Source organism: Opitutaceae bacterium (assembly GCA_015075305.1).
Taxonomy (GTDB): domain Bacteria; phylum Verrucomicrobiota; class Verrucomicrobiia; order Opitutales; family Opitutaceae; genus UBA6669.
Window position 1 is genome coordinate 288125 of record JABTUS010000006.1, and the last position, 12868, is coordinate 300992.

The 12868-nt window shown below is 60.3% G+C and carries 8 protein-coding genes; 6 read left to right on the forward strand and 2 right to left on the reverse strand.

What is annotated here, in order from left to right; all coding sequences use genetic code 11:
* The first annotated feature begins 67 nt into the window (after positions 1-67).
* The 3 genes from HS122_13310 (at position 68) to HS122_13320 (ending at position 3614) form a co-directional block, all read left to right on the forward strand.
* Entirely contained in the window at positions 68-1648 is a 1581-nt protein-coding gene (locus tag HS122_13310; GenBank protein ID MBE7539375.1) for a sodium:solute symporter, read from the forward strand.
* A 153-nt stretch (positions 1649-1801) separates the two neighbouring features.
* Positions 1802-2716, forward strand: a complete 915-nt coding sequence (locus HS122_13315) for a dihydrodipicolinate synthase family protein (protein ID MBE7539376.1) — start codon at positions 1802-1804, stop codon at positions 2714-2716.
* 481 nt (positions 2717-3197) lie between these two features.
* Positions 3198-3614: a hypothetical protein gene (locus tag HS122_13320; protein MBE7539377.1), complete on the forward strand. Its 417-nt coding sequence runs from the start codon at positions 3198-3200 to the stop codon at positions 3612-3614.
* A 47-nt stretch (positions 3615-3661) separates the two neighbouring features.
* Here the strand turns inward: HS122_13320 and HS122_13325 are convergent, their stop codons facing one another.
* Positions 3662-4312 carry a DUF481 domain-containing protein gene (locus HS122_13325; protein ID MBE7539378.1) on the reverse strand — a complete coding sequence of 217 codons (651 nt, stop codon included), beginning with the start codon at positions 4310-4312 and terminating at the stop codon, positions 3662-3664.
* 457 nt (positions 4313-4769) lie between these two features.
* The gene (locus tag HS122_13330; protein ID MBE7539379.1) at positions 4770-7337 is read right to left on the reverse strand and encodes a DUF4838 domain-containing protein; all 2568 of its coding nucleotides are present in this window, start codon (positions 7335-7337) and stop codon (positions 4770-4772) included.
* A 254-nt stretch (positions 7338-7591) separates the two neighbouring features.
* Between HS122_13330 and HS122_13335 the strand changes: the two genes are divergently transcribed.
* From HS122_13335 to HS122_13345, 3 genes are all read left to right on the forward strand, one after another.
* On the forward strand, positions 7592-8506 hold the full coding sequence (locus HS122_13335; GenBank protein MBE7539380.1) for a dihydrodipicolinate synthase family protein: 915 nt from the start codon (positions 7592-7594) through the stop codon (positions 8504-8506).
* 90 nt (positions 8507-8596) lie between these two features.
* Positions 8597-9811, forward strand: a complete 1215-nt coding sequence (locus HS122_13340; protein ID MBE7539381.1) for a substrate-binding domain-containing protein — start codon at positions 8597-8599, stop codon at positions 9809-9811.
* Positions 9812-10043: 232 nt separating this feature from the next.
* On the forward strand, positions 10044-12857 hold the full coding sequence (locus HS122_13345; GenBank protein MBE7539382.1) for a TonB-dependent receptor: 2814 nt from the start codon (positions 10044-10046) through the stop codon (positions 12855-12857).
* The last annotated feature ends 11 nt before the right edge of the window (positions 12858-12868 follow it).

Consider the following 12868-nt stretch of genomic DNA (forward strand, 5'->3'; position numbering starts at 1 on the left):
CCACCTGTGCCTTGTTGCCGGTGCACGACTGCTCGAAAATCCTGATGCCTCCCCCATGTTTCGATTCATGACGAAGCGTTTGGTTCGCCTGTCCTGCCTGCTTGGCGCATCATTTTCGGGCGTTGCCGCCTTCGCCAGCGGGCCAGACGGTGCCTATGCCGGTCGCAAAGGCGGATTTGCCTGGTTGGACTATGCGACGCTGGTGGCCTACCTCCTCGGCATGGTCGCCATTGGCTGGTATTGCGCGAGGCGCAACAAGAACACCGACGACTACTTCAAGGCGGCCGGACGGATACCCTGGTGGGCGGCTGGACTCAGCATCTATGCGACGATGCTCAGTTCACTCACCTTCATGGCCATACCCGCAAAGGCCTATGCGACCGACTGGACCTTTTTCTGGGCCAACGTTCCCATCCTTCTGCTTGCGCCGCTCATCATCCACTTGTATCTGCCGTTCTTCCGACGGTTGAACATAACCTCGGCCTACGAATATCTGGAGCTTCGATTCAATCTCCCTGCGCGCCTCTACGGCAGCGCGGCATTCGTCCTCTTTCAGATCGGACGCCAGGCCATCGTCCTCCTGCTGCCCTCTCTCGCGCTGGCCAGGGTGAGCGACCTCGATGTCACGACATCCATACTCATCATGGGCATCCTGTGTGTCGTTTACACAGTCATGGGAGGCATGGAGGCGGTGGTTTGGACTGATGTCGCCCAGACTATCGTGCTGCTGGGGGCGGCCCTGCTCAGCCTTGGACTGATCCTGTGGGGGCCGACGGGGACGGGCTTGGGCCAGTTCGTGGAAGTCGCCACGGATGCGGGGAAGTTCCACATGTTCAACTGGACGACTGATCCGAGCACATCAGCCAACGCCTTCTGGGTGATTCTCCTCGGCAATATCTTTATCAATCTCGTGCCGTATACGAGCGATCAGGCGGTTGTGCAGCGCTACATGACCACAAGGGATCAGTCCCAGTCGGCGCGGGCGATCTGGTTGAACGCTTGGATAACCATTCCCTCCACCGTGCTGTTCTTCAGCATCGGAACCGCGCTTTATGTCTTTTACCACCAGCACCCGGACATGCTGGACCAGAAACAAGCCACCGACGTCATATTCCCGGCGTTCATCGTGCAAAATCTTCCTATCGGCGTTGCGGGCCTCGTCATCGCAGGCATCTTTGCGGCCGCGCAGTCCACCGTTTCAGGAAGCCTGAACAGCGTTACAACCGCGATTATGACCGACTTCTGCCGGAGGTTTGGCTTTCTCCGTGATGAAACGCGCAGCCTTCGCGCGGCACGCCTTATAACAGCGACCCTCGGCGTGTTCGCCACATTGGCGGCGCTGGCGCTGGCTCAATTTGGATTCAAGTCACTCTGGGATGCCTACAACAGCCTTGTTGGTTTGATCGGCAGCGGTCTCGCTGGATTGTTCATGCTGGGCATCTTTACCCGGCGCGCCAACGGAGTTGGGGCGATGATCGGCGCGCTCGCCAGCGCCTTGGTCCTCTTTGTCGTGCAGAAGTTCACAGACCTTCATTTCTTTCTCTATGCCGGCATCGGCATCGTCACCTGCGCAGTGGTGGGATGGATCGCAAGCCTCGCGTTTCACTCTTCATCCCCATCTCCCAAGGGTCTGACCATTCATGGTTAGACGGTATTTCGATCCTGATGGCAGTCGCGGCCTCGGGAGAACAAGGACCCGGTCCGCCCGCGAATGGTTCCGCAATTGCACCAGTGTGCGCCGCTTGCGGGGGCGGCTCGTGCGCCCACGCTGGGGCGCTGCACTGTCGTCATCGCGTTTCAAATGAACACCCTGCCTCCCGGTCTAATCGCCGCGCCCTTCACCGCGTTCCATCCGGACACCTCGCTGAATCTGGAGGCGGTTCCCCGCCTTGCGGCACTGCTGGCGCGCAACAGGGTTGTGGGCGCGTTTGTTTGCGGCACTACGGGTGAGGGACTTTCCATGACGGTTTCGGAGCGCCGCCGGGTCGCCGAGGCATGGAAGGCCGCGCTGCCCGCTGAGTTGAAGCTCATCGTTCACGTCGGCTGCCTGAACCTCGGCGAAACCTGCGAACTGGCCCGGCATGCCCAGATGATTGGAGCCGACGCCATTGGCACGATGGCCCCCAGTTTTTTCAAGCCGGCCGCGGTCGAGGACCTGGTCCAATGGACGGCGCATGTTGCGGCTGCCGCGCCGCGGCTGCCGTTCTACTACTATCACATTCCGTCCATGACCGGGGTGCGGATTGCGGCCGCCGATTATCTTGCCCAGGCAAGGCTGCGCATTCCCAATCTGGCCGGCATCAAGTTCACGGATGAGGATCTTGCGGACTATTCGGCGGCACGGGCCATGGCGGGTGAAAAACACCAGATTCTCTTCGGACGCGACGAGCTTCTTCTGTCGGGCCTCGATTGCGGCGCCACCGGGGCGGTCGGCAGCACGTACAACTATTCGGCGCCGCTCTACCTGCGCATCATGCAGGCGCTGAAGAACGGCGATCGTGCGGAAGCCGAGCGAGGACAGGCCGATGCAAGGGAGTTCATCGACGTCATGATCCGGCACGGCGGACTTCCGGCTGGCAAGGCGATCATGAAGATGGTGGGGGTCGATTGCGGCCCTGTCCGCCTCCCGCTCCGCTCATTGACCGCTTCCGCGGAACAGGCGCTGCGTGCCGACCTTGAGTCGAAGGGATTCTTTGCCCGCGCCAGCGCCGCCTGACTTGTTGGAGTTGATCTGATCGCGAAGAGTGCTGATTTCCCGGATGAAGGGAATTCTGGAGTGAATGCGGTGCGAGGGACGAAAGCGGTTGTTGGCGAAATCGGAAGATAGGCGGTCGTTTTCGAGACAGAGTGCGTCCTTTTGGCGAATGACGGTGTGATGTGAGTATGCTTACACCTTCCACCGTTGTGGGTTGAGGGAAAACGATGGACTGAGATCGAGCTGCTTCAGCGAGTTTTTGCCGATCGGTGAGCAGCCGCGCAACAACCCTCCGGTTGTGCGCCAGCGGGCCCCAGGCCATGGTGAGATGGCAATGGTCGAAGCGACATAAGAAACAGGTGGTTGCGAGGCTGTTGATCGACGAGAGTGGCAAACTCCTTTTCGATGCAGTTGTATCCGGAGAATGAGAGTGACCCAAAGACTTGTGAGCCGACGGAGGAAAAGCTGGAGAGGCGGACTGCAGCGAAGGATATCATGATGGTTGGCGATCGCGACATTATCAAAAGAATCGGAAATCAAGAACCGGGCTGCGGTATCGCAACTGGCGTTGCTGGATGGTTGCCACGTCTTGGAGACAGACGTGCCTGCCGCGGCCTCGGACATCCACACGGTGCATGTACGCTATATGAGCCTGACCGACGTCGGGGAGAACTTTCGAACGATGAAGACGGGGCTGGTGGAGCTACGATCGATTTTCCTGCGCAAGGCCGAGCGCTCCGAAAACTGCGCGGTGGTGACGATGCAGGCCTTGGAATTGGTGCATGGACCCAACCGGCAGGTTGCTCTTCTGGGACTCACGGTGTTGCCGCCGCTTCCCGCATCGAGATTGTTTCCAAAAAAATCGGCAAAATGGCCTCCCACCCAATCCTGCCTGGGCCGCGGTTCTCCCCTAAAGTGAACCCAGCCACCCGTGCGAAATGTCACTTCAATCAAACGGGGGATCCGTCAGAAATTCAGCCCGAGATTCACGGTGATGCGCTGATCCCGGCGAAAGGCTGGATTGGCAATGCTTGAATCGTGGATCTGCTCGCGGCTAACCCCGAGGGTGATGTTGTCCCGGAGTTTGTTGTTCAGCTTCAGATTGTATTGGTAGAAATAGCGGCCATATTCATTCCCTGCCGGAATACCCTGCGGGTTGGGAAATGCGCCGAATGGAGTGAGGCGGGACTGTATGCGCCCGGTCATGTCGAATGACATCCGGGTTGTCATCTGCCAGTTGGATTCCACGAAAAATTGTCCGAGCAGCCCGACTCCTTCGGGCTGCGGAATCGCCATTTGTCGTTCCTGCCCCACCAGACCCAATCCGATTAACGCATTCAATCGCGGCCGCTGGAGCAGCCGGTAGCCGCCGTCAACCGACTGTTCGTACTGTGCGTCGATCCGGCGGATCCCGTCCTTCAAATAGCTGGTGACCTCTTGGAAAAAGTATCTGGCTGACATGTCCCGCCGCCAGCGAAAGCTTGCTTCGTCGCGTTTCTCCACCAGGATGGTTCCGATCCTGGAATCGACCCACTGGATGTTCGCCTCGAGGGAGTTTCTGCCGATTGTTCGCTGTGCATTGGCGGCCAGACTTATGCGCCGCGTAACGATGTTCACCGATTGGCTGAAATATCCGGCTTCGATCCGAAATTTCCAAGGGGGAGGACTGGCCTTTGGCGCTGCCGGGGGCGCCGGCGGAGGAGCCGGGGGTGCCGGCGGCGTCGGAGGCGGCACCGCCAACGGTGGGGGGATGGGCTCGCTTGTGCGGACAATGTTTTCTGCGGGAACCTGGATCTCGCCAAGTGATTCGGTTCGTACAGTCACATGGTTTCCGGAGCTACGCATGGTTCCAACGAGATGACTTCCGTCCTTGAGCCATACCTCGGCTGCAGTCGCGCGTGCGTTGAAGTCCGCCGCCAATGTCAGAATGCCCGCCACGCCCGCATTGCGAGCGAACCTCCACGCTTGTGAAATGACACAGGCAGGTTTCCCGGAGTTTGACATTATTTTTCGAGGGGATTGCCTCGGAAGCTGTGCAGCTTCTCAGGAGGTTCGCATGGAGGATGAAGGAGGTTCAATGGCCCGGGTTTTCATCAGCTGATGATGCATTGGCCGGAGGTGCTGCCAGAGGACGCAAATCGTAGCTGAAGGAAAACGTTTTCCCCGGCTGCAAGGGAGGGACGGACACCCAATAATCAAGACCCAGAAATTCGCGGCCTGGATTCCATGATGCGGCGAACCGGGTGAATGTTCCTGGATGGAAGTCATGCGTGATTCCGAACCGGGTGGTGCGGTCAAAGAATGCCAGGGAACGGACTGCATCACTGCCCGGCACGTGAAACTGCATGACATTCATCCTGCCAAAGTCCCAGTTTGCATTCACCTGACGCCAGGCCGGATCACGAAGGTAGACTGCGGTGAGGAACGGGCTGTCGGATGAGGAAACGGCATATTCCGCTGAGCGCTCGCGTACCGTCCAGGCGGGAAGGGAGTGAGCCGCCTTCAGCTCCATTTGGATCTGGATCGCGCCACTATCCTCAAGGGATATTGTGCGCTTCCAGGAGTTCCCGTCGGGGAGGGACAGAGTCATGACAGCCTTTCGGGGGTCGCTGGTCCAGCTTCGCGTGCCGGCGGCCAGCGAATTTACCCCGACGCGTGCGGACTCCGGCCACAAATTCCACTGAGCCCAGCGCATCATGCGTGTGGATGGCGGGGCGATGATCTGGCGCCCTGTCGGCTTGTGGTTCAGCAGCATGATGCGTCCGTCCGCCATGGTGGACACCACGAGCCTCCAGACGGCATTCTCGAGTGTGATGACCGGCCAGCCCTTTTCGAGAGACTCCAACTCCAGAAAGTGAGCAGCGGCATCGCGACCTTCGCCGACGAGAGTCATTCCATGCTTTCGCGCGAGTTCAATGTAGCGCTGCAGGGAGCCCGGCGGCAGCGATGACACATCCAGGCGATACGAACCGTTTGTGCAGGTGCGGGGTGCGGTTGCCAGGAGAGAGCCCAGCACCGGGATCATCGCCTTTTCCACGCGCCCGCGCAGCGTGTCGTCGTCCGCGAGATGCTCCGCCCCAGCCACACGGTCATGGAAACCGCGCGCGACCGCGGCGTCCAGACCCAGCTCGATGGGGACGTCGGCCATGCACCGAAGGTAGACTCCGCGCGCGTGTGCGTTCGCGTAGAGATAACGCAGCCCGTCTAGGATGGGTGCGGCCGCGGGTCCGTAGTGAAGCCGACAGAATTCCTCCACCAACGGCCAGCTGTCGGGCACCGGCCGCCACAGGCAGCGGGCGATCACATAATTGTGGAGATCGCTGTACGCGGCGGACATGCCGTCACCCGCGGCCTGCATGAATACGCCATGGACGCCACGATCGCGGAACAGGCTGAGGTTGGGGCCGGTTGCCTCGAGATTCGTGAAAGGCAGGTCGTAGTTGCGGAACGCCACGTTGTAGTTCCAGAGCCAGACATGGCGGCAAATTTCCTGCCATTGGGTGAAATCCTGCATGAAAACGCGGTTCTGAAAGCAGGCGGAATCCGCCAGGGGGTGCAGGTTGCACGCCTCGATGCTGCAAAGCTGGATTTCCACATTGGGCTCGAGGTTGAGCGTCATGGGAGGCTTGCGGGTGTGCCAGTAGATCAGCGTGCCCACACGCACTCCCGGATGGGATTTGGCGACAGCGGCGGCCACAGCGTTGACCAGCACCAGATGAGGGGCTCCAAGGGTTCCCTCGCGTGCAATCAAGGCTGAGCAATCCCGGCATTCGCAGCAGGCATCGTTGTCGGGTGGGCTCACGCTGATGTTCGTCCATGCGGGATGCGCATCCAACTCACGCAGGACAGCCTCCGTGACGAGCCGGATGACATCACGATTCAATGAGCATACCTGAGGACCGCCGCCCTGCCCTTCGAGCCGGCGCGTGCCGCCGATCAGGGCGAAGTATTCAGGATGATCCCGGCCATAGGTGGCGACCGGCAAATATTGCTGCAGGGAATGAGAGATCAGCTGCTGCGAGGTTTTGCCGCCTAGGCGCGGATCGTCGGTTATTGTGTTCACACGCAGCCGTGTGGCGAAGGCCGGGGCGGCGTAGTTCTCGCGATAATAGGAGGAGCGAAACGAGAAGGGTGGATCGTAGCTGAAATCCTCCACCGGCAGAACCGCGTTGCGTGCCTCTGCAGGAACATAGGTGTGGTCCGCCGTCAGAAACCGCACGCCCGCGTAGCGCTCGAAAAATTCATAAACTCCATAGAGTGAACCACGCGGCCGGCCACCCGTGACAAAAATTGCTCCCGGATGGATGCGCAGACGCAACCCCTCCTCGCCAGCGGTGCTGATATCGGGGCTGTCTTCGTTGGGCGCTACGGCGCCCTGCCCAATATGGATGCTGCCTGTCGTCCCGGGAGCCTCGCTTATTGGCAGGCTTGCATCCGTTGCCAGTTTGAACAACCGGACGAACTCCTCGGCGGCGTATCGTTCGCTTGGCAGGGCATTCCGTCCAACGACAACGGTCCACGTCCCGAGATCCCCCAGATGTCGCGGGGAGGCCGCCTGGCACGGGGCGATTGCGACGGCGACGCCCACCGCCAGAAGGATCCAGGCGGCTGAAGACGGGAAGGGAGGCTGGCGGACGATCATGAATGGACGAGGTTGGGTGTTGAATGCCCTGACTGGCAGGGCGCTCGATGGAGCCCGCCTCGCTGTGCAGGGGGAGGCACGATTGACATTTTTTGATTGTCTGGCTGCGAGGCAAACTCCGAAAGCTGGTCTGGAAAAGGTACCTCACGCCGGTCCGCCCGCGAATGGTTCCGCAATTGCACCAGTGTGTGCCGCTTGCGGGGGCGGCTCGTGCGCCCACGCTGGGGCGCTGCACTGTCGTCATCGCGTTTCAAATGAACACCCTGCCTCCCGGTCTAATCGCCGCGCCCTTCACCGCGTTCCATCCGGACACCTCGCTGAATCTGGAGGCGGTTCCCCGCCTTGCGGCACTGCTGGCGCGCAACAGGGTTGTGGGCGCGTTTGTTTGCGGCACTACGGGTGAGGGACTTTCCATGACGGTTTCGGAGCGCCGCCGGGTCGCCGAGGCATGGAAGGCCGCGCTGCCCGCTGAGTTGAAGCTCATCGTTCACGTCGGCTGCCTGAACCTCGGCGAAACCTGCGAACTGGCCCGGCATGCCCAGATGATTGGAGCCGACGCCATTGGCACGATGGCCCCCAGTTTTTTCAAGCCGGCCGCGGTCGAGGACCTGGTCCAATGGACGGCGCATGTTGCGGCTGCCGCGCCGCGGCTGCCGTTCTACTACTATCACATTCCGTCCATGACCGGGGTGCGGATTGCGGCCGCCGATTATCTTGCCCAGGCAAGGCTGCGCATTCCCAATCTGGCCGGCATCAAGTTCACGGATGAGGATCTTGCGGACTATTCGGCGGCACGGGCCATGGCGGGTGAAAAACACCAGATTCTCTTCGGACGCGACGAACTTCTTCTGTCGGGCCTCGATTGCGGCGCCACCGGGGCGGTCGGCAGCACGTACAACTATTCGGCGCCGCTCTACCTGCGCATCATGCAGGCGCTGAAGAACGGCGATCGTGCGGAAGCCGAGCGAGGACAGGCCGATGCAAGGGAGTTCATCGACGTCATGATCCGGCACGGCGGACTTCCGGCGGGAAAGGCCATCATGAAGATGATCGGGGTTGATTGCGGCCCGGTCCGCCTGCCGCTCCGCTCACTGACCGCTTCCGCGGAACAGGCGCTGCGTGCCGACCTTGAGTCGAAGCGATTCTTCGCCCACGCCAGCGCCGCCTGACGCACAGAGGCCGGGGCTGGCGTGCAATCGTGCCCTTGGGCAGCCAGCAACGCAAACCCGATTCAGCCCCAGCCGCCTCCTTCCCGTTTGATGGCGGTCAGGCTGCTGGGGCCTCCCGTTGCAGCGTTTGAACTGGACCTGCGCGTGACCGCTGGCGATAAGACGTGCAGCCCGGCGCGGGCCCCGCTTGTCAACATACTCGGTCTCATGCCGCATCTGCCGAAACGTCAATCACTCGTCCATCAGACCGCGAAAATCCTGCAGGATGAAATCGCCCAGGGCGGATGGAAGAACTGGCTGCCAGGGGAAAGGATGCTTTCAGCAAAATACCAGGTCAGCCGCAACACCGTGCGGGCGGCGCTGGCCCAGCTGCAGCAGGAGCGCCTGATCCGTGCAATCCATGGGTCCGGTCATCGCATACTTGTCCCGCCCAACCGACGTTCGCTGCGTGAGGATCAGGAGGCTGTCGGGTTGCTCATGCCGGAAGCGCCGGAGCGCCTACGCCCGAGCCAGACGCTGTGGATCGACGAACTGCGGGCCCTGCTGGGAGAACACGGCTGTGTCCTTCGATTGTTTCACGGTCAGCAGTATCTTACCAGGGATCCCAGCATGGCCTTGGAAAAGCTGGTCACACAACACTCCCACGGCTGCTGGATTCTTCTTCGCTCAAGCGCCGCAACGCAGTCCTGGTTCAGCCGCCATCATTCACGGTGCCTGGTTGTTGGAACGGTGCATGCGGGACTGCCGCTGGCTTACCGCGACATCGACCATCGGGCGCTCTGCCGGCATGCCGCGGGGGTGCTGCTTGGCCTTGGTCACCAGCGGATTGCCTTCATGGCCGCCAAGCCCGCACTGGCGGGTGACCTTGAGAGCGAGGCCGGGCTTATGGAGGCGGTGCGCTCCTCGCACCGCGCTGCCGACGCCATCACCGGATGGCACGACGGCAGTGTGGCGGGTATCGGCCACGCATTGCGTCTCCTGCAGGCGCGCCGCGCTGCGCCGACGGCGTTGATCATGGCCGGCACCTATCACTACCTCGCGGCCTGGAGCCTCCTGATGCAGTCCGGCATCCGGGTGCCGAAGGATGTCTCCATCATTTCCCGGGACGATGATCAATTCCTGTCCTACCTCAAGCCGTCGCCTGCGCGCTATGTCTCCTCCGCAAGAAACCTTGCGAAGGCGCTGCTGCGCCCCGTGATGGAAATCCTGGCAGACGGACAGGCATCCCTGCGCGAGCTCAAGCTGATGCCTGAGTTTTTCCAGGGTGAGACGGTGGCACCGTGCGCGGACGAGAGTCGGGACTGAATGGCCGCACAGGTGGTCTGATTCAAGTACCAGCACTCGGCAGTTTTCTCCGGGGCTTGCCAGGCTTGTGCTGCTCCCGGGATACATCCTAGCTGTAGCAGCCGCGTAGTGAACCGTCCCCTTTTTCACGGAGAACGACGATCTCACTCGCATGGGCTGCTTCCTTGGGTGGCTCCCGACCACCTGCATTCGTCATCCCTCGTCCCTCACCCCGCGCCTCACCCTCAATGCCATGAAAACACCAAGAAACATTGCGTCCCGAAGCCTGATCCTTGGGCTCTGCCTGAGTCTGTCTGGAACCTATAGTCTCACCGCTGGCACCATCAACGGCCAGGTGAGCGATATCAACACGGGTGCCTCGGTCACCGGTGCGACCATCACCAACAGTGCGACCAATCAGGTTATTGTCGCGGACCGGGAGGGCCAATTTCGACTGGATGACATTCCCGCCGGGACAGTTACCCTGAGAATCGCAGCGCTTGGGTATCCCGATGGGTCCCAGACCGTGCAGGTGCCCGCGACCGGAGTCGTTCCAGTGAGAATCTCCCTGGGAGAAAAGGCGGTACGGCTCGATCAGCTTGTTGTGGAGGGCTACCGGGAGGGTTGGTCCAAGGCGCAGCAGCAGAAGCGCAACGCAACCAACATCATGGATGTGCTTTCGACGGATGCGGCGGGAAAGCTGCCGGACAACAACATCGGCGAGGCGCTCGCCCGCCTGCCCGGAGTCTCGCTGGATGTGGACTACGGTGAGGGCCACTTTGTCAGCATCCGTGGCATCAGCCCCAATCTGAACACGGTCACCATGAACGGCGCGAGCCTGGCCACGCCTGGAAATTTGGGGCGTGACGGACGTTCGACGCCGATGGACCTTCTGGGAACCTCGATCATCAGCCAGGTGGAGGTGATCAAGGCGCTCACGCCGGACATGGATGGCACGTCGCTCGGCGGCACGATCAATGTGCTCACTGCATCGGGCTTTGACCACAACGGAAGATTCCTCGCGGGTGCCGCGCAGTACGGGCGGAACATGGCGGGCAGTCTGCCCATCTATGCCGGCGACTTCACCTACTCCGATGTCTTCGCCACCCAGGCCGGCAGACTGGGCGCCGCCTTCAGCATGAACTATCAGAGCCGGGAAACGCGCAGGGACATGTTCATGGGGCAGTGGAATCCGAGCGCAGGCGGCAGGGCCGCGCTCTACGAACCCCGTCTGGACTACAATCTCGACCGCCGCGTGAAGCGGGGAGCCACGCTGAACCTGGACTATCGGCTCGACGATGGCTCACGAATCTACCTCCACACCTTTTTCAACCGATTCACCGAGGAATCTGACAAGAACGAGCATTTGTACACAGCCCGCGGCACGATGACCCAGCTCTCGCCGACACGCGTGTCCTTCCCTCAGGTGCGCTATGACCTTCGGATGATCAGCTTCACGCGAAAGGCTGAAATGAGAAACGTGGTTTTTGGGGGATCGAAGATCCTGGGAGACTACAAGATCGGCGGGGAAGTTGGCTATTCGCATGCACCGGATGAGATGCCTTCCTACCGGAATTTTTCATTCCGCTCAAAGGACACCGTGGTGCCGGGTGGCTTTGTCATCGATTATGGCACCTATTTCCCCACCTATGACCTCAAGAATCTGATCTCGACCGCCAACCCGACGGTGCGCCAGGTGCGTGGTGACTCGGCGGAAAATGTGGAGAAGACCAAGACCGCGCGGGTTGACGTCCAGCGTGACTTCAAGAACTGGTTTGGGGACAAGGACGGATTCATCAAGGTCGGTGCAAAGTATGCCAGCCGTCACCGGACCATGGCGCGGAATGTGAACATCTACACCGCACCCGGTTATTCCCTGTCCGATTTCAACAAGCCGTCCGCGCCAGCCCCGGAAAAGGTGATGGATGACCGGTACACCATCGAAACCATGATCTCCCCGGATGGCTCGCGCAAGGTCTTCGACGATCTCCTAGCGCAGAAGAAGCTTGTGTACAATGCGTCAGGCTCGCTCTCCAATGCGGGTGAGGACACCTATGACGTCGATGAAAAGATCACCGCTGGCTATGGCATGGCGAAAATCAATTTGACGCCTTTACTGACGCTGATCGGCGGCGCGCGTTACGAGTACACCAAGGCACCGCTGACAGGACCGCTCTTTCTCACCGATCCGAAGACCGGTGCGCCAACGCTGATTTCCAAGACGGTCAACTTCAATTACGGGGAGTTCCTTCCAAACATCCAACTCTCCTACCGTCTGCCGCCCTCCACTGTGATCCGCGCGGCCATAACGAGGACCTTTGGACGTCCGGCCTACGCCGACCAAGTGCCATCGTCGGCGCTGGACAATGTCGGTGGCGTACTCACCACCGGCAATCCTCAGCTCAAGCCCTATGAGTCCCTGAACTTCGATCTGTCCGTGGACTACTACCTCAAATCTGGAGGAATCATTTCGGTGGCGGCTTTCTACAAGACCGTCGACAATCCGATCTATACCTACAGTTACGTTCAGAAGGATGTGAGCTACGCAGGCTACGACTTTTCCAGCTTTACCGTCACTTCAAAACAGAATGGTAAGTCAGCCGGAATGAAGGGCGTCGAGCTGAGCGCACAAGTTCCTTTTTCAATCTTCACCCGCAGCTTCATCGATGGTTTTGGTGTCGACACCAATGTCACGCTCATGGACTCCAGCGTGAAGGTCTCAACGCGGCCCGACACATTGAGGCTCTACGCGTCGCCGAAATTCCTGGCAAACGTGGGCCTCTTCTACGAGAAATACGGGGTGTCCGCGCGGGTTGCCTACAACTATCGCGGTGACTCTCTGGATTCAATTGGCGCCGATATCTTCACGGATGTGTACAGCAGGGCCCGCTACTTTGTCGACGCGCAGATGAGCTACAGGGCAACAGAAAACTTTTCGGTGTTTGTCAACTGGCAGAATCTCACCGACCAGCTCTCGACGAGCTACACCGGCGGCAATAAGGATGTTATTTCACAAAGCTACTGGTTCGGTTCCAACATCCGTGCCGGCGTGAAGTTCAGATTCTAGAATCCACTCCA